The sequence below is a fragment of the Shinella zoogloeoides genome, assembly GCF_003574625.1.
Classification (GTDB): Bacteria; Pseudomonadota; Alphaproteobacteria; order Rhizobiales; family Rhizobiaceae; genus Shinella; species Shinella zoogloeoides_A.
In genome coordinates this window covers 82222-103141 of record NZ_QNUJ01000004.1, presented here as the reverse complement: position 1 = coordinate 103141, position 20920 = coordinate 82222, and the positions used below count along the sequence as shown (strand labels likewise).

14 protein-coding genes are annotated in these 20920 nt (G+C 65.6%); 2 read left to right on the top strand and 12 right to left on the bottom strand.

Features of this window, described 5'->3' with window-relative positions; translation table 11 throughout:
- Nucleotides 1–38: 38 nt before the first annotated feature.
- Together DSD28_RS08855 and DSD28_RS08850 are read right to left on the bottom strand one after the other, a co-directional pair.
- Nucleotides 39–3197 (bottom strand): efflux RND transporter permease subunit, encoded by a 3159-nt coding sequence (locus tag DSD28_RS08855; RefSeq protein WP_119256032.1) that lies wholly within the window; start codon nucleotides 3195–3197, stop codon nucleotides 39–41.
- Complete coding sequence (locus DSD28_RS08850) at nucleotides 3197–4357, bottom strand: efflux RND transporter periplasmic adaptor subunit (protein WP_119256031.1); 1161 nt, start codon at nucleotides 4355–4357, stop codon at nucleotides 3197–3199. Before DSD28_RS08850 ends, DSD28_RS08855 begins: the two co-directional genes overlap by 1 nt.
- A 332-nt stretch (nucleotides 4358–4689) precedes the next feature.
- Here DSD28_RS08850 and DSD28_RS08840 point away from each other — a divergent pair, with 332 nt between their 5' ends.
- A complete protein-coding gene (locus DSD28_RS08840) occupies nucleotides 4690–7152 on the top strand; it encodes an ATP-dependent helicase (protein WP_119256380.1) in 2463 nt (820 codons plus the stop codon).
- A 128-nt stretch (nucleotides 7153–7280) separates the two neighbouring features.
- Here DSD28_RS08840 and DSD28_RS08835 read toward each other — a convergent pair whose 3' ends face one another.
- The 3 genes from DSD28_RS08835 to DSD28_RS08825 form a co-directional block, all read right to left on the bottom strand.
- Nucleotides 7281–8354, bottom strand: coding sequence for a DUF2778 domain-containing protein (locus DSD28_RS08835; protein WP_162911311.1), 1074 nt, complete (start codon nucleotides 8352–8354; stop codon nucleotides 7281–7283).
- Between the two features lie 389 nt (nucleotides 8355–8743).
- Nucleotides 8744–10162, bottom strand: coding sequence for an amidase (locus DSD28_RS08830; RefSeq protein WP_119256028.1), 1419 nt, complete (start codon nucleotides 10160–10162; stop codon nucleotides 8744–8746).
- 67 nt (nucleotides 10163–10229) lie between these two features.
- Entirely contained in the window at nucleotides 10230–11333 is a 1104-nt protein-coding gene (locus tag DSD28_RS08825; protein ID WP_119256027.1) for a hypothetical protein, read from the bottom strand.
- 280 nt (nucleotides 11334–11613) lie between these two features.
- On the opposite strand from DSD28_RS08825, the gene DSD28_RS08820 reads away from it, so the two are divergent.
- Nucleotides 11614–11847: a hypothetical protein gene (locus tag DSD28_RS08820; RefSeq protein WP_245424786.1), complete on the top strand. Its 234-nt coding sequence runs from the start codon at nucleotides 11614–11616 to the stop codon at nucleotides 11845–11847.
- 95 nt (nucleotides 11848–11942) lie between these two features.
- Here DSD28_RS08820 and DSD28_RS08815 read toward each other — a convergent pair whose 3' ends face one another.
- The 7 genes from DSD28_RS08815 to DSD28_RS08785 form a co-directional block, all read right to left on the bottom strand.
- On the bottom strand, nucleotides 11943–12608 hold the full coding sequence (locus tag DSD28_RS08815; RefSeq protein ID WP_119256378.1) for a TetR family transcriptional regulator C-terminal domain-containing protein: 666 nt from the start codon (nucleotides 12606–12608) through the stop codon (nucleotides 11943–11945).
- A 95-nt stretch (nucleotides 12609–12703) separates the two neighbouring features.
- Complete coding sequence (locus DSD28_RS08810; RefSeq protein ID WP_119256026.1) at nucleotides 12704–13327, bottom strand: TetR family transcriptional regulator; 624 nt, start codon at nucleotides 13325–13327, stop codon at nucleotides 12704–12706.
- A 6-nt stretch (nucleotides 13328–13333) separates the two neighbouring features.
- Nucleotides 13334–16468: an efflux RND transporter permease subunit gene (locus DSD28_RS08805; protein WP_119256025.1), complete on the bottom strand. Its 3135-nt coding sequence runs from the start codon at nucleotides 16466–16468 to the stop codon at nucleotides 13334–13336.
- A gap of 11 nt (nucleotides 16469–16479) precedes the next feature.
- The gene (locus tag DSD28_RS08800; RefSeq protein WP_119256024.1) at nucleotides 16480–17817 is read right to left on the bottom strand and encodes an efflux RND transporter periplasmic adaptor subunit; all 1338 of its coding nucleotides are present in this window, start codon (nucleotides 17815–17817) and stop codon (nucleotides 16480–16482) included.
- Between the two features lie 177 nt (nucleotides 17818–17994).
- The gene (locus DSD28_RS08795) at nucleotides 17995–18996 is read right to left on the bottom strand and encodes an ABC transporter ATP-binding protein (RefSeq protein WP_119256023.1); all 1002 of its coding nucleotides are present in this window, start codon (nucleotides 18994–18996) and stop codon (nucleotides 17995–17997) included.
- 12 nt (nucleotides 18997–19008) lie between these two features.
- The gene (locus DSD28_RS08790; protein ID WP_119256022.1) at nucleotides 19009–20073 is read right to left on the bottom strand and encodes a Gfo/Idh/MocA family protein; all 1065 of its coding nucleotides are present in this window, start codon (nucleotides 20071–20073) and stop codon (nucleotides 19009–19011) included.
- Nucleotides 20070–20912 (bottom strand): carbohydrate ABC transporter permease, encoded by an 843-nt coding sequence (locus tag DSD28_RS08785; RefSeq protein WP_119256021.1) that lies wholly within the window; start codon nucleotides 20910–20912, stop codon nucleotides 20070–20072. Before DSD28_RS08785 ends, DSD28_RS08790 begins: the two co-directional genes overlap by 4 nt.
- Between the last annotated feature and the right edge of the window lie 8 nt (nucleotides 20913–20920).

Genomic DNA, 20920 nt, shown 5'->3' with positions numbered 1-20920 from the left:
CCGCAATATCGGCTTGTTGCCACCTTTGCCGGCAGCGATCACTCGGCCGCCAGCGGCAGGACCTCGGCCTCATCGCCCTTTGCGAGCATGCGCGCATGCTCCAGCTCCGCGGCAAGGCGCTTTTCCTCGTCGGCATGGGGGCTGGTGAAGCGGGCGATCACCAGATAGGCGACCGGTGTCAGGTACAGCGTCACCACCGTCGCAAGGCCGAGCCCGCCGACCAGTACCCAGCCGAGCGAGATGCGCGCTTCCGCGCCCGCCCCGCTTGCCAGCACCAGCGGCACCGCGCCGACGACGGTGGCGATCATCGTCATCAGCACGGGACGCAGGCGGATGTTCGAGGCGTTCTCGATGGCGCTGCGGATATCCTGCCCGCGGTCGCGCAGCTGGTTGGCGAATTCCACGATGAGAATGCCGTTCTTCGCCATGATGCCGACGAGCAGCACGAGGCCGATCTGGCTGTAGATGTTGAGCGTCGTCCCCGTCAGGATCATCGCGAAGACGGCGCAGGCAAGCCCGAGCGGCACCGTCACCATGATGATGATGGAGCTGACGAAGCTTTCGAACTGCGCCGACAGCACGAGGAAGATGATGGCGATGGCGAAGCCGAAGGTGACGACGAGGCCACTCGAATTCTCCTGCAGCGTCGCGGCTTCCGCCATCGGCATCAGACGCGAGCCCTCCGGCAGCAGCGGTTCGGCCATGTCCTGCACCATCTTCAGCGCATCGCCGAGCGCCAGCCCGTCCTTGAGGCCGGCGGAAAGCGAGACGGCGCGAAGCTGCTGCTCGCGCGAGAGCTGCGGCGCGACGGCCTTTTCCTCCAGCGAGGCGATGGAGGACATCGGCACGATCTTGCCGTCGCCGGTCTTGAGGAAGATGTTCTCCAGGTCCATCGGGTCGTTGATCGGCGTCGTGGTGGAGGAGAGCTTCACCGGATAGGCCTGCCCCTCGACATAGACGTCGACGACGCTGGTGCCCTCCAGCATCGCCTGCAGCGCGGCGGCAAGGCCGGTGATGTCGATGCCGAGATCGGCGGCGCGCTCGCGGTCGATCGTCACCGAAAGCTGCGCCTGGTTGGCCTCGTAGTTGAGACGCACGTTCTGGAAGCGGCCGCTGTCCTCGATCTTGCGCACGAGTTCGGCCGCCGCACTGCCGAGCTTGGTATAGTCGTTGCCGACGAGCGCCACCTGCAGGCCGTTGCCGGCGCCGCGGATGCCGAGGCTGTTCGGCTGCATGGTGAAGGCGCGCACGGACGGCACCGTCGCCACGGCGGCGTTGATGTCCTGCACGATCTGCTGCTGCGTGCGGTCGCGCTCGCTCCACGGCGCCAGCGTCAGCACCATGAAGCCGCTGTTCGTCGAGCCGCCCTGCCCCGAGATGGAGAAGATGTTGACGATCTCGCCGTCGTCGTAGAGCGGACGCAGCTTGTTCTCGACCACCTTCATCTGGTCCTGCGCATAATCGAGCGACACGCCCTGCGGCGCGTTCACGCGCAGCATGACCATCGACCGGTCCTCGCTCGGCGTCAGTTCCGACTTGATCGTGAAGAACGAGGTCGCCCCCGCCGCCGTGAAGAGCAGCGCCACGAGGAAGACGACGAAGGGCGCGCCGAGGCAGGCACTCAGCGTCGAGCGATAGAAGCGCGAGGCCGCCCCGCCGATGCGGGCGAGAATGCCGGTGTGCTCGTGCTTGACCTCCTTGGTCAGCATGCGCGAGGCGAGCATCGGGCAGAGCGTCAGCGCCACGAAGGAGGAGAGCAGCACGGCGAAGGCCAGCACGAAGCCGAATTCGCGGAAGAGGCGCCCCGCCTGCCCCGGCAGGAACGAGAGCGGCACGAAGACGGCGGCGAGCGTCGCGGTCGTCGCGATGACGGCGAAGAACACTTCGAGCGTGCCGTGGATCGCCGCCGCGCGCGGCTTCAGCCCCTCGGCGCGCCGGCGCACGATGTTTTCCAGCACCACGATGGCGTCGTCCACCACGAGGCCGGTCGCCAGCACGATGGCCAGCAGCGTCAGGATGTTGACGGAGAAACCGGCCATGTAGATGGCCGCGATCGTGCCGATCAGCGCGATGGGCATGCTGATCGTCGGAATGAGCGTCGCGCGCCAGTCGAGCAGGAAGAGATAGATGACGAGCGTCACGATCAGCACGGCGACGACGAGTGCGATCTCCACTTCGTGAATGGCGCCGTCGATGAAGACGGCATCGTCGCTGGTGATCTTGAGCTGGGTGCCCTCGGGCAGGATGGTGCCGAGGCGCGAGACCATCTGCTTCACGCCCTCGGAAATATCGAGGGTGTTGGACTGCGCCTGGCGGATGATGCCGAGGCCGATACCCTGGCGGCCGTTGGAACGCAGCGCCGTCGAGCCCTCGTCCGGCCCCAGCGTCACCATGGCGATGTCGCCGAGGCGCACGCGGTTCTTGAGGATCAGGTTCTCGAAGTCGGAGGGCTTGGCAAGGTCGGCCGTCGCACGCACCGTGATGTCCTGGCTGCGGCTCTTCAGCGAGCCGGCCGGCACGTCGAAGGCGGCGGTCGCCAGCGCGTTGCGCAGGTCCGCCACCGTCAGGCCGCGTGCCGCGAGCTTCGACTGGTCGACGTCGACGCGGAAGATCTTCTCCTGGTCGCCATATACGGCGACGTCCGCGACCCCCTCGACCGAGGCGAGACGGTCGGTGATCTCGTTCTCGGCGAGCAGCGTCAGGTCTTCGAGCGACTGCGTGTCGGAGGTCAGCGCAAGCCGCATGATCGGCTGGCTGTCCGCATCGGCCTTCACGACGCGGGGCTCCTCGGCGCCGTCCGGAATCTTGTTGGCCACGCGGCCGAGCGCGTCGCGCACGTCGTTGGCGGCCTGGTTGACGTCCGTCGTATCCGAGAACTGCAGCGTCACGCGGCTGCGCGCGAAGGACGAGACCGAGGAGATATCCTTGATGCCCTGCACGCGGGAAACGGCGCCTTCGATGACGTCGGTCAGCTCGCGGTCTACCGTCTCGGGCGAAGCGCCGTCGAAAGTGGTCGTCACGCTGATGACCGGCTGGTCGACGGAAGGAAGCTCGCGAATCTCCACGCCGTTGAAGGCGGCGAGGCCGGCGACGACGATCAGCGTGTTGAGGACGAGGGCGAAGATCGGCCGCCGGATGAAGAGCGCGGTAAAGCCCGCCGTGCCGGTATCGTTGAGCCCGCCTGCCTCACCCGACATCACGAGCCCTCCGTCACGGCGGGGGTCTTCTCCTCGGCCGTGCGCACCGCGCCGCCCGGGCGCAGCGTCTGCACGCCTTCCGTGACGACGGCGTCGCCCTCGGCAAGCGCGGCCTTCACCAGCACCTTGTCGGGATTACGCTGGACGATATGCACCGGAACCCGCTCGACCGTGTCGCCCTTGAGCTTCCAGATATAGGAGCCGTCGGCGCTCCACTGGATCGCCAGCGGATCGACGCTCGGATAGAAGTCGCCTTCGAAGCGCATGTTCACCTGGAAGGACATGCCGGCGCGCAGCACGTCCTCGGGATTGCTGATGCGTGCCCGCACCCGCAACGTCCGGCTTTCCTGCTCGATGCGGTTGTCGACGGCCTGGATCTTGCCGGTGAAGGTCTCCCCCGGCCGCGCGACGGCCGTCGCCGTCAGGTCGTTGCCGACGCGCACGCTGGTGGCGAAGCGCTCCGGCACCCAGTAGTCGACGAGGATTTCCGAGCGGTCGTCGATGCGGGCGATCGCCGAGGCGGTGGTGACGTAGTCGCCGGGATTGACCGAGATGATGCCGACCACGCCGCTATAGGGCGCGGTGATATCGCGGCGGCGGAGCGTCAGTTCCGCATTCCTGAGGGCAAGTTCCGCCGCCTTCAGCGCGGTCTCGGCATCCTGCAGGTCGGCAAGGCTGGTGGAGGAGCGCAGGTTCTGGATGCGCTTGAGCTTCTGCTCCGCGCTGTCGCGGGCGACGCGCGCCTGGTCGGCGGCGATCTTCTGCTCGTCGCTGTCGAGCCGGGCGATCACCTGCCCCTGTTCCACGCGCTCGCCGGATTCGACGAGGACTTCCGTGAGGTTGCCGGTCGAATAGGGCGTGACCGTCACGGTGCGGATCGCCTCGCCGTCGCCGATGGCGTTCAGCCGGTCGTTGACGACGGCCATGGCGACGGGCCTTGTGGCGACGAGCGTCGGCCCGCCGCCGAAACCGCGGCGTCCACCACCCTCTTTCCCGCCTTCGGCCTTGCCGTCACCGGCCGGCGCAATGGCCGCGACGAGCCCTCCGGGCAGGCCCGCGGCCTCCAGCATGCCGTTCGCTCCCGGAACGAAGCGGCCCCAAAGCAACACCCCCGCCGCGATCACGCCAAGGCCGATGAGGAGCTGTTTCCAAACCCGCATGCACACACTCTCCGATGGAAGCGAAACATCGCCTGTTGCGACGCGACATAGAGCAAGTATCCCGCTTTGGAAATGAACCGGCAATGAAAGAGTACGATCATTACGAAATTGTAAGATAGCCGGGCCGGTCTGTTACCGAAATGTAAGAAAAAGTGGAGAATTCCGCCGAGCCGGACCTCCCCTCCCTCGACGGGGACGACATCTCCGCCGGCGGCCCCGCAAGGGCCCGGACGGCGGCGGTTTCCACAATCTTTCGGCCCTCGTCCTTCCCCGCGGAATAAAAGCAGAACGGAAAACTGGCCTTTCGGGACCGAATCACTACATTGAGCCGCATGATCAGCGGTTACGACGACATTCCCTTCTTCGACGAGGACCCGCAGCTCGGTGGAAAGCCCGCGGCACCGGCCAAGCCGGCCGGCGGCCTCGGCATCGCCGCACGCGCCATGGCGGCCCGCGATGCCAACCGGGCGCCGGATTATCTCTCCGGCCTCAATCCCGAGCAGCGCGAGGCGGTCGAGACGCTCGACGGCCCCGTTCTGGTGCTCGCCGGCGCCGGCACCGGCAAGACGCGGGTGCTCACCACCCGCATCGCCCATATCCTCGCCACCGGCCGCGCCTTTCCCAGCCAGCTCCTCGCCGTGACCTTCACCAACAAGGCAGCGCGCGAGATGAAGGAACGCATCGGCCTCCTCGTCGGCGGCGCGGTTGAGGGCATGCCCTGGCTCGGCACGTTCCACTCCATCGGCGTCAAGCTGCTGCGCCGCCATGCCGAACTCGTCGGCCTCAAGTCGGACTTCTCGATCCTCGATACCGACGACGTGGTGCGCCTCATCAAGCAGATCCTCCAGGCCGAGGGCATCGACGACAAGCGCTGGCCGGCCAAGCAATTCGCCGGCATGATAGACACCTGGAAGAACAAGGGCCTCGACCCGGCGCAGATTCCGGAGGGAGACGCACGCGCCTTCGCCAACGGCAAGGGCCGCGAACTCTATGTCGCCTACCAGAACCGCCTGAAAACGCTGAACGCCTGCGACTTCGGCGACCTGCTGCTGCATCCGATCCGCATGTTCCGCGCCAATCCCGACGTGCTCGCCGAATATCACCAGAAGTTCCGCTATATCCTCGTCGACGAGTACCAGGACACCAACACCGCGCAATATATGTGGCTGCGCCTCCTCGCCCAGCGCCCCAAGGGCACGCCACAGAACGTCTGCTGCGTCGGCGACGACGACCAGTCGATCTACGGCTGGCGCGGCGCGGAGGTCGACAATATCCTGCGCTTCGAGAAAGATTTCCCGGGCGCCAAAGTCATCAAGCTGGAGCGCAACTATCGCTCCACCGCCCATATCCTCGGCGCCGCCGGCCATCTGATCGCCCATAACGAGGACCGGCTGGGCAAGACGCTCTTCACCGACAGGCACGACCCCGACGACGACAAGGTCGTCGTGCACGCCGCCTGGGATTCCGAGGAGGAAGCCCGCGCCGTCGGCGAGGAGATCGAGCAGCTTCAGCGCAAGGATCACAAGCTGAACGACATGGCGATCCTCGTGCGTGCGTCGTTCCAGATGCGCGAATTCGAAGACCGCTTCGTCACGCTCGGCCTCAACTATCGCGTCATCGGCGGCCCGCGCTTCTACGAGCGGCTGGAGATCCGCGATGCGCTCGCCTATTTCCGCCTTGTCAGCCAGCCGGCTGACGACCTCGCCTTCGAGCGCATCGTCAATACGCCCAAGCGCGGCCTCGGCGACACGACGATCCGCAACCTGCACGACTATGCGAGAGCCCGCGACATTCCGATGCTCGCGGCGGCGGGCGAGATCATCGATACGGACGAACTGAAGCCGAAGGCGCGCAAGGCGCTCTTCGACGTCGTCACCGATTTCCGCCGCTGGCAGTCGCTGCTGGAGACGATGCCGCATACCGAGCTTGCCGAGCAGATCCTCGACGAGAGCGGCTATACCGCCATGTGGCAGGCCGACAAGTCGGCCGAGGCGCCGGGGCGGCTGGAGAACCTGAAGGAACTCATCCGCTCCATGGAGGCCTTCGAGTCCATGCGCGGTTTCCTGGAGCACGTCTCGCTCGTGATGGACGCCGAGCAGAACGAGAACCTCGACGCCGTATCGATCATGACGTTGCACTCGGCCAAGGGCCTCGAATTCGAGACCGTCTTCCTGCCGGGCTGGGAGGAAGGCCTCTTCCCGCACCAGCGCGCGCTCGACGAGGGCGGCCGCTCCGGGCTGGAGGAGGAACGCCGCCTCGCCTATGTCGGCATCACGCGGGCGAAACGCCGCTGCCACATCTGGTTCGTCTCGAACCGGCGGATCCATGGCCTGTGGCAATCCACCCTGCCCTCGCGCTTCCTCGACGAGCTGCCGGAAACGCATGTCGAAGTGGCCGAGGTGGAACAGTCCTATGGCGGTTACGGCCGCGGCGGCTATGGCCAGTCGCGCTTCGACAAGCAGGAGCCGTTCCAGAACGCCTATTCGACACCCGGCTGGCGGCGCGCGCAGGCGAACCGCACGGATGCGACGCGGGATAACTGGGGCTCACGCTCCGGCCACGCGGTCGAGCGTATCGGCTACGGCGAAAGCGGCCCGCGCGGCCGCACCATCGAGGGCGAGCTGGTCGCCAAGTCGACCACGAGCGAGCCGTCGCAATTTTCGATCGGCGACCGGGTCTTCCACCTGAAATTCGGCAACGGCAACGTGGCGGCGGTCGAGGGCAACAAGCTGACGATCGATTTCGACCGCGCCGGCCAGAAACGCGTGCTCGACGGCTTCGTCGAGCGGGTTTGACGCGATCACCTCTGCCTGCCGGCATTTCGCCCAGCGGGAGGCTTGCTCATCGTTCAAAATGGAATGCCAAGGACGCGGCATGTTAAATCCCTCCCCCTTGCGGGGAGGGATTTAGGGAGGGGTCTCCCTTACGCCCCAGCCTTGCGATAGAGCGCGGCGAGCTGCGTGCGGGAGGACGGCAGTTCCGGCACCACGACCATCATGGTGACATGGCCGCGCTTGAAGGCATTGAGGAACGGCTCGTAGTTCTGGAAGGCGACGCAGCCGTGCGAACCCTTCTGGTTACGGAGCAGATTGGTATGCGTCAGCAGGCCCGTGCGGTTCTTCGGATCGCGGCCATCGACCGAGAGCATGCGGATCGCCTCGACGCCGTGGAAACGCTGCTCGCGCATCCTCAGGCGATAGATGCCCTTCGGCGTCGGGCCGCTCATCTTCACATGCTCGTAATTCGGGTTGTCGCGCATCTTGCCGATGCCGGAATGGGCGCGAAGCTTCGTGCCGTCGGGCATGTAGACGGTCGCGGCCGAGACGTCGTAGATCGCGACCCGCGTGCCCTTGCCCGGCCAGCCGGTGCTGCTCTTGCCCGAGAAGAGGCCGCCGAAGAGCGAGCGCTCCGGCTTGACGATGGCGGCGACATCCTTGTCGTCGTCCTTGTCCTTGCTTTCTTCGCGGGCGGTGCGGGTGGCAGGCTTTTCCTCCGCCGGCTTGCGCTCGATGGTGACAGTCTCCAGCGCCGGCCGGGCCTCGGGCAGCGGGATTTCACCGAGGATCATATCCTCCTCGGACTTTTCCTCTTCCGGCTTCTTCATCACGAGGCCGAAGGGCTGGAGATCCTTGCGGGCGGAAACGTCATTCGGCAGCAGCGCCGTCACCAGCGCGGGCTGGCCGCTCACGGCCTTCTCCTGTTCCACCGAACGCTCGGCACGGGCGAAGGCGGCTTCCAGCATCAGGGCCTTGGCCTTCTCGCGCTTGACGGCGGAAGCGAGCTGGACGGAAATCTTGCGCTGATGCGCGGCCTGGATCGCCTCGGCGGTAAGCTGTTTCTGGCGGATCTCGCTCTCGGAGGGCGGCGAAAGGCGCGAGAATTTCGCGACCTTGATCATGCGCGCCGGCTGGTTCTTCTCGACGCCGGGCGTGGCGGTGAGAAGGGAAGCGGCGATATTCTTCTTTCCGTCCGAAAGGGAGGAAGCGGCATCCTGCATCGCGCCGAGCGTCGAAACGACCGCCCAGGCGGACCCGGCAATGACGCCGCAAGCAATCAATGCACCGAGAAAGATACCCCCGGAGCGGCCCCCACGGGATTTCGACGCGGAACGCGCGGAATTGTACACAGACGCCATGATACTCGTTACCCGATACTCGTTACTCGACGCGGCCGCGGAAAAAACAGTCCGAAGGCCTTTACGCTGGCGGCAGTGGGGATCACGCGTCCCGGGTGTCTGCCGAACGAGCAAAGAATGACGAAATATGGTAAGCAATTCCTAAACGGCGCCTCATGTTTTTGAAGGAATGCGGCCGGGCGGTCCTCAACACCCGGCAAGCGTGCCTTTCACGAAAATGCGGCGCTGGCGTGTCCGAAGGGCCGGACTCCCTAGAATTCGGGATACCGGGCCAGCCAGTCCGTCGCCCGCTCATAGGCGGCGGCCGCGGCGAGCACGTCCCGGTCGCCCCGCGCCGGGCCGATGATCTGGATGCCGGCGGGCAGCCCGTTCGCGCCGAAGCCGGCCGGCATGGCCGCGACGGGAAGCCCGGCGAGCGTCGGGCCGATCACCACCTCCATCCAGCGGTGATAGGTATCCATCGTCCGCCCCTCGATCGCCTTCGGCCAGTCCAGCTCCGCATCGAAGGGGAAGACCTGCGCGGCGGGCAGGATCAGGAAATCGTAAGTCTCGAAAAGCCCGGCGACATGGCGGTGCCAGTCGCTGCGGCCGAGCGAGGCGGCATAGATCTCCGCGCCCGTAAGGTCGTGGCCATGCTCGATCTCCCAGATCATCTCCGGCTTCATGCGCGCCCGGCGCTCCGGGTCGGCATAGTCGGCGGCCTGCCCGCCGGAAACGAGGAAATGGCGAAGCGTGCGCCAGACCTGCCAGAGCCGCGCCATGTCGAAGCCCGGCGGAACATCCTCCACCGTGCAGCCGAGCCGGCGGAACACGTCGAGCGAGGCACGGCAGAGCTCCAGCACGCCCGGCTCGAAGGGAAGGTACCCGCCGAAATCGCCGAGCCAGCCGACACGGGCGCCGGAAAGATCGCGGCTTCCGTCCAGCGACAGGTCCTCGTCGCGCAGCGAAAGCGGATCGCGCGGGTCGTGCCCGGCCTGGGTCGCAAGGAGCGCGGCCACATCGGCGACGCTGCGCCCCATCGGCCCGTTGACGGCAAGCTGACCGAGGAAGAGCTCGCTGCCGAGCGAGGGAATCCGGCCGAAGGACGGACGGAAACCGACGACATTGTTGAAGGCCGCAGGGTTGCGCAGCGACCCCATCATGTCGCTGCCGTCGGCGACCGGAAGGATCCGCGCCGCCAGCCCCGCCGCCGCGCCGCCGGAAGAACCGCCGGCGCTCTTCGCCGTGTCATAAGGATTGCGGGTGACGCCGAAGATCGGGTTGTAGCTGTGGGATCCAAGCCCCATCTCCGGCGCATTGGTCTTGCCGATGATGATGGCGCCGGCCGCGCGGATGCGCTCGACATGGATGTCGTCATAGTCCGGCACGAAATCCGCATAGTTCGCCGAGCCGAAGGAGCAGAGGATGCCCCTGGCCTCGGAAAGGTCCTTCACCGCGAAGGGCATGCCGTGCAGCCAGCCGCGATAGTCCCCGGCCGCAAGCGCCCGGTCGGCCTCCTCCGCCTCGGCGAGCAGCGCCTCGGCCGGGCGAAGGCTGACGATGGCGTTGATGCGCGGATTGACCGCCTCGATGCGCGAAAGATAGGCGGCCATCACCGTGCGGCAATCGAGCCGGCGCTCGGCGATGGCGGCGGAAAGGGCAAGGGCGGAAAGATCGGTGATGTCCTGCAAGGTCGGCGCTCCGGCAATCGTCTGATGCTAGAGCTAGCAGGCAGAGGCACGCCGCGCCAGCCCGTCCCTAGCGCCGCGCCGCGCGCCGTTCGTCCAGCACCTCGGCCGCCTCCAGCAAGGTGGCGAAAAGGTAGGAGATCTTGTCGCTGCGCGTTTCGCCGTACCAGATCTGCGGCACCATCACGCGGAAGCGCGTTTCGAGGAGGTCGGCCAGCGCCTCCGTGTCGCCCATCCATTCCAGCATGTCGGCATAGAGGTTCATCACGCTCGGCGCCGGAAAGCGCGTCAGAAGGTCCTCGAACCCCTGCTTGACGAGGGCGGGATCGCACAGCGTATCGGCAAGCTGGTGGTCGCCGACATCCGTGTTCGCCTGATGGATCAGCGCATAGAAGCCGAGGCCGAAGCGGTCGCCGGTCAGTTCCGCTGCCCGCCGGGCGAAATCCTCGAGGTCCCGCGCGTTCCGGCCCAGCCAGCGCGGCAGGATCATGCGGGCATGGGCGCGGCAGAGGTCGATATTGTAGCGGTCGAGCAGCCATGCCCGCTCGAAGCGCGCCTTGAACGTCTCGAAACTGCCCTCGTTCGCCGAACGGCGATAATCGCTCATGCGCCAGCTGAAATCCTTCGGATCGGCATGGCTGTCGAGAACGGCGTCCGCCTCCTTCAGCAGCGCTTCAAAGCCCTTCCACTGGTCGGCCGTCACCTCGTGCCCCCAGGCCGTGCCGCGCCGCATGAAGGCGGCGGTGCGCAGCGCATCGGCATAGGTCGCAGCGGAAAAGGCCGAGGGACTGCGCTCGAAGAACGCCCGGAAGGGCGCCAGCATGTCGCCCTGCGGCGGCGCGGCGTCCGCATCGTCCGGCAGGCCCGGGAAGGACTCCAGGAACCAGTCCCTGACGAGCGCATGGAGCGGCTTGCCGTTCGCAGCGATAATACCGCTCGCCCGCGCCGTCTCGAAGGCCTGATGATAGGCCTCGAAATCCCCCAGGCTCCATGCGGCGCGCATCGCATCGCGCTGCGGAACGAGGTCCGGCAACTCGTCGTGAAGCTCGACGAGATAGAGGTCGTAATCGCGGACGAGGCTGCCTTCCAGCGACAGCGGCTCTTCTCCCCCACCGCCGGTCGGGCGGGCGGCATTCCGGTTGCGCCAGGCGCTGAAAATATCCTTGAAACCCATGTCGCGTGATCCCCCCGCCGGCCGGGAAACGATCTACCCGTCCCGCAATCGGAGAGGCAGCAGGACGGACGTTCACAACCGGGCGACTATTCGTGGCTATCACCGTTTTTTGAAGAACGCACGCTCTTTCCGCGCTTCATGCGTGATGCATTTCTCGTCCGACAGGGACCGGAAAGGTGACGGCAAACATGTTCCCGACGGAACAACCCTGCGGCGTCTTGCCTGCGAGAATGCCATCGGATGAATGGTTCATCCTTTGACCTGAAGAGAGGATATTGAAATGCGCAAGTTCATCCTGTCAGCCGTGGTCGCCATCGCCGCAGCGCTCTCCTTCGCCGCTCCCTCGCAGGCCGCCGGTTCCTATGGCGGCGGCTATGGCCACGGCTGGGGCGGCCATCACCGCCATGTCTCGCACTATTACGGCCATCACCATCGCCACTGCCATTGGAAGAAGATCAAGCGCTACAACAAGTGGGGCCATGTCGTCTTCAAGCGCGTGAGGGTCTGCCGCTAAGCGCCGGCCTCATCGACGGAATCGCCATGCCCCGGTTGCGCCGCGACCGGGGTTTTCGCGAAGGCCGGGGTTTTAGCAAAGGTATGGGCGCATGCCTATTCCGGCCGCAGTCCCTGCGGGGTGATATGGTTCGGAAAGGCAGTGGCGAGGAAGGCGACAGCCGCCTCCAACGCCTTTTCCCGCGTGGTGCCGTCGCCCATCGTCAGGCGCAGCCACAGGCCTTCCAGCAGGGTGCAAAGAGCGAGTGCGACCGCTTCCGGCTGGAAGGCATAGCCGCCCTCCGCCTTGAGGCCGGCGCAGAGCGAGATCACCGTCTCCTGATACTTGACGTCGCGCGCGCCGCAGAGCGCCTGGTAGGTCGGCCGCGACTTCGCCTCGCCCCAGAAGGCGCACCAGGCCGCCAGCTTGCGTCTCGTGCAGATTCTGCGGTCGAAATCGGCGTGGACGAGCGCCCAGATCCGGGCCGCCGGGCTCTCTCCCGCCTTTTCCAGCGCCGCGTTCCAATGGTCCGAATATTCCTCGGACATGAACTGCAGCGTGGCGACGAGCAGGTTTTCCTTGCTCTCGAAATGGAAGTTCACGATGCCGCGGGAAAGGCCGGCGCCATCGGCGACGTCGGCAAGCGTCGTGTCGGAATAGCCGCGCTTGGCAAGCGAATCGATCGTCGCCTCGATGAGCTGCTGCCGGCGCGTCGCCTTTGGGGCCTTGCGTACCCGTTTCTCGCCTTCGCCCGAGCCCTGTTCAGCCCCGCCTGCCCGCATCTTCGCCGTCACCCTGCCTCGCTTGTGCGCAGAAGAGCGGGACAATGCGCCCCGCTGTCAAGAACCTTCTGCGACAGGCCGGCAGCGGGTGCCGCTCAGCCGGACGGCGCGTGCGATCCATAGGTGCGGAAAAGACGGCGCAGGGCCTCCGTTCCCTCGCCTGCGATGTCGAACCTGCGGCCGAACAGCAGCCATTCCGAACAGAGCCCCTTGAGGACCCAGCGCAGCATGGATGCGGCGGAACGGGGCGTCCAGCAGGCGCAGAGCTGGCCCTGCCGCTCGGCCTTGGCGAAGGCCGTTTCCAGCGTCTGCATGTGCTCGTCGTCGATGTCGTTCTGGCGCTCGGAGATACGGGCGAATTCGCCGGTGGCGTCGCAACGCAGGAGGATCGACAGGATGCGCTGGCGATGCTCGTCGGCAGCCAGCAGTTCCAGCCATTCCTTGCCGACCCGCTCCAGAACGGCGAGCACGTCGACATTCTCCGCCTCCAGCTCGCGGGCGATCAGGTCTTCCTGCGGCAGGGGAAGCGAATCGTAGAGTTCCAGCACGAGGTCCGCCCGGTTGGCGAAGTGCCAGTAGATGGCGCCGCGGGTGACCCCCGCGGCGCGCGCCACATCCTCCATGGAGGCATGGGCGACACCTTTTTCGTAGAAGACCTTCTCGGCCGCCAGCAGGATTTGCTGGCGGGTTTCCTTGGCCTCCGCCTTGGTCCGGCGCATGGCGGCCTACTCCGCCGGGCTTGCGGCCGGAGCCGGCTCCTCTTTCTTCTTCCCGTAGCCGAACAGCTTCATCACGAAGACGAAGAAGACCGGCACGAAGAAGATGGCGAGCACCGTGGCGGTGATCATGCCGCCCATGACGCCGGTGCCGATGGCGCGCTGGCTGCCGGCGCTGGCGCCCGTCGCGATGGCGAGCGGCAGAACGCCGAGCGTGAAGGCGAGCGAGGTCATCAGGATCGGGCGGAAGCGCAGGTGGCAGGCCTCGATGGTCGCCTCGATCAGCGACCGGCCGTCCGCCATCAGTTCCTTGGCGAACTCGATGATCAGGATCGCGTTCTTCGCCGAAAGGCCGATGATCGCGATGAGACCCACCTTGAAGTACACGTCGTTCGACATGTCGCGGAGCGTCACTGCGATGACCGCGCCGATGACGCCGAGCGGCACGACGAGGATGACCGCGAACGGGATCGACCAGCTCTCATAGAGCGCCGCAAGGCACAGGAACACCAGGAGGATCGAGAGACCGACGAGGATCGGCGCCTGCGAACCCGACTGGATTTCCTGCAGCGACTGCCCCGTCCACTCGTAGCCGAAGCCCGGCGGCAGCTGGGCGGCAAGCCGCTCCATCTCGGTGATGGCATCGCCCGAGGAGAAGCCCGGCTTGGTATCGCCGCTGATGCGGATCGACGGATAGCCGTTATAGCCCACGGTCTGCGTAGGCGCCTTCACCCATTCGGCGGTCGCGAATGCCGAGATCGGAACCATCCCGCCCTTGGAATTGCGGACGTTGAGGTTGAGGAGGTCGGCGATCTGCATGCGTTCGTTCTGGTCCGCCTGGACCGTCACGCGCTGCATGCGTCCCGCGTTCGGGAAGTCATTGACGTAGGTCGAGCCCAGATTGGTCGAGATCGTCGTGTTGATGTCCGCGAAGGTCACGCCGAAGGTGTTGGCCTTCTCGCGGTCGATCACGATGTTGACCTGCGCGGCGTCCGGCATGCCGTCGACGCGCACGCCCGTGATGACGTTGCTCTTGCCGGCAAGATCGAGGAGCTGGGCCGTCGCGGCCGAAAGAGCCTGCTGGCCGAGGCCGCCGCGGTCCTGGAGACGGAAGGAGAAGCCGCCCGTCGTGCCGAGGCCCTGGATCGGCGGCGGCGACAGCGCGAAGCTGATCGCATCCTTGATCTGGCTCATCGCCATGCTGGCGCGCCCTGCGATCGACTGGGCCGAATCGTCCGGTCCGCGCACGCTCCAGTCCTTCAGCGTCACGAAGGCAAGACCTGCATTCTGGCCCGCGCCGAAGAACGAGAAGCCATTGATGCCGACGATGGTGTCGACCGCCGGCTCCTTGCCGAAGATCTTCTCGGTCTGCGAAAGCACTTCGTCCGTACGGTGGCCGGTCGCCTCCGAGGGAAGCTGCATCATGACGATCACGAAGCCCTGGTCTTCGTCCGGCAGGAACGAGGACGGCAGCTTCATGAACATGTAGCCGAGGCCGGCGAGGATCGCGAGATAGATCACCATCACGCGGCCCGCCTTGCGGACCAGCCAGCCGACCGTGCCGCTATAGCCTCTCGAACTGCGGTCGAAGCTGCGGTTGAACCAGCCGAAGAAGCCACGCTTCTCGTGATGGTGTCCCTTCGGAACCTGCTTGAGGAAGCTGCCGGCGAGCGCCGGGGTCAGCGACAGGGCGAGGAAGGCCGAGAAGAGGATCGAGACGACCATCGTCAGCGAGAACTGCTGGTAGATGACGCCGACCGCGCCGGGGAAGAAGCCCATCGGAATGAACACCGAGGCGAGCACCAGCGTGATGCCGATGACGGCGCCGGTGATCTGCTTCATCGCCTTGCGGGTCGCTTCCTTGGGAGGCAGCCCCTCTTCCGACATGATGCGCTCGACGTTCTCCACGACGATAATCGCATCGTCCACGAGAATGCCGATGGCGAGCACCATGGCGAACATGGTCAGGACGTTGATCGAGAATCCCATGGCGAGCATGACAGCACAGGTGCCGAGCAGCGCGACCGGAACGACGAGCGTCGGGATGATCGTGTAGCGGATGTTCTGCAGGAACAGGAACATCACGAGGAACACGAGGCCGACGGCTTCGAGCAGCGTATGCAGAACCTTCTCGATCGACACCTTCACGAAGGGCGACGTGTCGTAGGGGATCGAATATTCGATGCCCGGCGGGAAGAACTTCGCCAGTTCATCCATGCGCGCCTTGATCGCCTCGGACGTCGCCATGGCGTTGCCGCTCGGCGAAAGCTGCACGCCGATGGCGGCGGAAGGCTGGCCGTTGAGGCGCGTCGAGAACGAATAGGTCTCGCCGCCCACTTCGACACGCGCCACGTCGCGCAGGCGCACGGCCGAACCGTCCGCATTCGCGCGCAGCACGATGGCGCCGAACTCCTCCGGCGTCGTGAGCTGGCCCTTGATGTTGACGGGAGCTGCGATCTGCTGGGTGATCGGGTTCGGCTGGGCACCGATGCTGCCGGCCGCGATCTGCGCGTTCTGCGCCTGCACGGCGGCGGTGACGTCCGCGGCCGTCAGGTTGAGGCCGAGCATCTTGGCCGGATCGAGCCAGACGCGCATCGAGCGCTGGGTCGCGAAGAGCTGCGCACGGCCGACGCCGGGCACACGCTGGATTTCCGACAGGATGTTGCGGTTCAGGTAGTCGCCGAGGCTGATGGCGTCCATCGAGCCGTCGGTGGAGGTAAGCGAGACGATCAGCAGGAAGCCGGAGCCGGCTTCTTCGACCTGCACGCCCTGGCGGCGGACCGAATCGGGAAGACGCGGCTCGACGCGGCTGACGCGGTTCTGCACGTCGACCGAGGCCTGGCTCGGATCGGTGCCCGGCGCGAAGGTGATGTTGATTTCGGCCGAACCGGCGGCACTGGAGGTCGATTCGAAATAGAGCAGGCCGTCGACGCCGTTCAGCTCATCCTCGATGAGCTTGGTGACGCTCTGGTAGGTGTCCTGCGAGGACGCGCCGGAATAGGTCGTCGAGACCGAGATCTGCGGCGGGGCGACGTTCGGATATTGCGCGATCGGCAGGAGCGGGATGGAGATGGCGCCGGCGATCATAATGAAGATCGCGACGACCCAGGCGAAAATCGGCCTGTCGATAAAGAAACTGGGCATAGTCCGGATCCTTACTTTGCCTGCTCGGTCTTGGCGGCATCGCCGCCTTCGGCCTTGCCGGCATCGCCGGTCTTGGCGGCACCTTCGCCGCCCTCAGCCTTGCCTGCCTCGCCTGCCGGGGCAGCCCCCTCGGTCTTGGCATCCTTGCCGGCTTCCGCAGCGCCGCCTTCGGCGGGCGTCTTGGCAGCGTTGGCGACAGCATTCGGGTCCCATTCGGACGGCACGACTTCAGCGCCCGGCTGGACCTTCTGGAAGCCCTCGACGATGATCTTCTCGCCGTCCTTCAGGCCTTCGGTGATGACCCAGCGCGTGCCGGCGGCACGGCCGACGTGAACCGGACGCGGACCGGCCTTGTTGTCGGCGGAAACGACATAGACGAGCGCGCTGCCCGAGGCGTCGCGCTGCACGGCCTGCTGCGGCACGAGAACGGCGCCCCTCTCGATGCCCTGTTCGATCTGCACGCGCACATACATGCCCGGCAGGAGGTCGCCATCGGGATTCGGGAATTCGCCGCGCAGCGTCACCTGGCCGGTCGATTCGTCGACGGCCGCTTCGGAGAACAGCAGCTTGCCCGGCTGCGCATAGGTCGAACCGTCGTCGAGCATCAGCGTGACGTCGGCCGAATTGTTGTCGGCCATCAGGTCGCCGTCCTGCAGCGCCTTGCGCAGGCGGATGAGGTCGGTCGCCGACTGGGTGAAGTCGGCATAGACCGGATCGAGCTGCTGGATGGTCGCCAGGTTCTCCGTGCCGTTGGCCGAGACCAGCGCGCCTTCGGTGATGAGCGCGCGGCCGATTCGGCCGCTGATCGGCGCCTTCACCTCGGTATATTCGAGATTGAGCTTGGCCGTCGCGAGACCGGCTTCCGCGATTGCGACATCGGCATCGGCCTGCGCCAGCTTGGCGACGGCGTCGTCATAAGCCTGTGCGGAAGCGACGTTGGACTTCCGGAGCTGTTCCTGGCGAACGGTGTCGTTCTTCGCCTGGGCCTGTACGGCCTTGGCGCGGCGCAGCGTCGCCTCGGCGCTTTCGACCTGCACCTGGAACGGCGCCGGATCGATGCGGTAGAGCACGTCGCCTTCCTTGACCAGCGAGCCCTGCTCGAAGACGCGCTCGATGACGATGCCCGTCGCGCGCGGACGAACTTCGGCCGTGCGCGTCGCCGCGATGCGGCCCGGCAGGTCGTTGGTGATCGGCACGTCTTCCGCCTTGACGGTGATGGTGGCCACCTGCGGCGGCGGGAAGCCCCCCGCTCCCTGCGGCGCCTGTTCGTCCTTACAGCCGGCGAGGATCATGAGGGCGCCAAAGGTCGCAATCGAAATCGGTCTCGTAAAACGCATGGGTTCTTCCATAGGCGATGTCGGCAAAAGGCCGGCAAGGAGCTGAAAACGTGAAGATGCGGTGACCGCAGGATCACCGCATCGCAACATACAAACAAGGCTGTATGTTAGTTTCTGTCTTTTGACAACTGAGGATAGCCGCGAGAAAGGCAGCAATCCACCCTCATCACAAAATTGTGATGAGGGTCCTCAACGTATCGCTCGGCCATCCGCATCGAAACGATGCGTCTGACCCGCCGCGGGCGTCGCGAAGACGACGTCGTCGACCGCATAGTGATGCTCGCCGAACAGCCGTGCCGTAAGCGCACCCACCTTTTCCGATTCGAGATAGACGATCGTATCGGCGCCGAGATGCTCGACATGCACGACCTTGCCCTGCCATTCGCCGCTCTCGCGCGACAGCGTGATGTGCTCCGGGCGCACCCCGACAGTTTTCGCGCCCGCGACACCGAGGCGCGCCGCATCGATGAAGTTCATGCCCGGCGAGCCGATGAAGCCGGCGACGAAGAGGTTGGCCGGACGGTTGTAGAGTTCCATCGGTGAGCCTACCTGCTGGATCACGCCCGCATCCAGAACGACGATCTTGTCGGCCAGCGTCATCGCCTCGACCTGGTCGTGCGTGACGTAGATCATCGTCGCCTTCAGCTCGCGGTGCAGCCTTGCGATCTCCAGACGCGTGTTGACGCGCAGCGCCGCGTCGAGATTCGACAGCGGCTCGTCGAAGAGGAAGAGCTTCGGTTCGCGCACGATGGCGCGACCAATGGCAACGCGCTGGCGCTGGCCGCCGGAAAGCTCCGCCGGGCGCCGGGCGAGATACTTCTCCAGCGACAGCATGGCCGAGGCCTTGTCGACGCGCTTGTCGATTTCGGGCTTCGGCGTGCCGGCCTGCTTGAGGCCAAGACCCATATTGTCCTTGACCGACAGGTGCGGATAGAGCGCGTAGGACTGGAACACCATGGCGATGCCGCGCTTGGCCGGCGGCACCGTCGCCACTTCCGTCCCGTCGATGGTGATCGAGCCGGACGTCGCGTCCTCGAGGCCGGCGATGATGCGCAGCAGCGTGGACTTGCCGCAGCCCGAGGGGCCGACGAAGATGACGAATTCGCCGTCCTTCACGTCAAGGTCGATGCCCTTGATCACATCGACATTGCCGAAGGACTTGCGTACGGATTTGAGTTGAAGAGAGCCCACCCGATATCCCCTTTAGAGCTTGACCGTCTGACCGGTTCTGACACTTTCGTCGGCGGCGAGGCAGATCCTGAGCGACTGCACCGCATCGTCCATGTGCCGTGAAAGATCGATGTCCTCACGGATCGCCTTCAGCACGAAGGCCTGTTCGCGGTCGCACAGTTCCTGATGGCCTGGCTCGCCCGCCATCTTCAGGTCCTCGTCCGGCGACAGGAACTTCCCGTCCGGCCCGGTCGCCGCGTTGTGAAGGCGGATGACCGCCGTCTTGGTGTGCGTGTCGATGTCGTCCGACTTGGCGTTCGGATCCATGACGATGGAGACCGAGCCGTTCGGCGACATGACGTCCTTCACGAAGAAGGCCGTTTCCGAGATCATCGGGCCCCAGCCCGCCTCGTACCAGCCGAGCGAACCGTCGTCGAACAGCACCTGGAGATGGCCGTAATTGTACATGTCCGGCGCAATCTCGTTCGACAGGCGCAGGCCCATGCCGCGCACCTCGACGGGCTTGGCGTCGGTGATCTGGCACATCACGTCGACATAGTGCACGCCGCAGTCGACGATGGGCGGCGTGGTCTGCATCAGCGCCTTGTGGGTCGCCCAGGTCGGCCCGCTCGACTGCTGGTTCAGGTTCATGCGGAAGACGTAAGGCCCGCCGAGCTTGCGCGCCTCGTCGATGAGCCGCATCCACGAGGGATGATGGCGCAAGATGTAGCCGACGATCAGCTTGCGGCCGTTGGCGCGGGCACAGGCGACGACGCGCTCGGCATCGGCGACCGTGGTGGCCAGCGGCTTTTCCACGAAGACATGGGCGCCCGCTTCCATCGCCGCGATGGCGAATTCGGCATGGCTGTCCGAATAGGTGTTGATCGAGCAGAGCTCCGGCTTCAACTCCTTCAGCGCCTCCGGGAAGGACGGCAGGATCTCGTAGCCTTCGAGGCCTTCCGGAACGGCGACCTTCGAGCGGTTGACGAGGCCAACGATCGTAAAGCCCGGATTTTCGTGATAGGCGAGCGCATGGCTCCTGCCCATGTTGCCGAGACCGGCGGAAAGGACACGGATGGGGGTCATGGCAGAGTTCACTTTACAGCTCCCGAAGTGATGCCGCGGATCAGTTGCCGCGAGAAGACGAGGTAGAGGACAAGGACGGGGAAGATCGCCAGCGACAGCGCCGCGAGCACTGCGTTCCAGTTGGTGACGAACTGGCCGATGAAGATTTGCGAGCCTAGCGTCACCGTCTTGGTCGCCTCGCTCGGCGCCAGGATCAGCGGGAACCACAGGTCGTTCCAGATCGGGATCATCGTGAAGACGGCGACCGTGGCCATGGCCGGCCGCACCAGCGGCAGCACGAGGCGGAAGAAGATCGCGTATTCCGAAAGCCCGTCGATGCGGCCGGCATTCTTGAGGTCGTCGGAGACGGTCCGCATGAATTCCGACAGGATGAACACGGCGAGCGGGATGCCCTGCGCCGTATAGACCAGGATCAGCGCCGTCAGCGTGTTGACGAGACCCGTCGCCACCATGCCCTGCAGGATCGCGACCGTGCCGAGGCGGATCGGGATCATGATGCCGATGGCGAGATAGAGGCCCATCATCGTGTTGCCGCGGAAGCGGTATTCCGAAAGAGCGAAGGCGGCCATGGCGCCGAACAGCAGCACCAGGGCGATGGCGACCACCGTGACGATGAAGCTGTTCTGGAAGTAGGTGGCGAAATCCCCCTGCCCCAGCACCGTGTAATAGCCGACGAGGTCGAAGGTCTTGGTGGTCGGAAGCTGCATCGGATTGCGGAAGATCGCGTTGCGATCCTTCATCGAATTGATGAGCGTCAGGAACACCGGGAAGACCGAGACCACCGCATAGGCGATCAGGGCGAGGTGGACGAAGGACGAGCGGGCGAGCGAGGTGCGTGCCTTGTTGGACATGTCGGGCC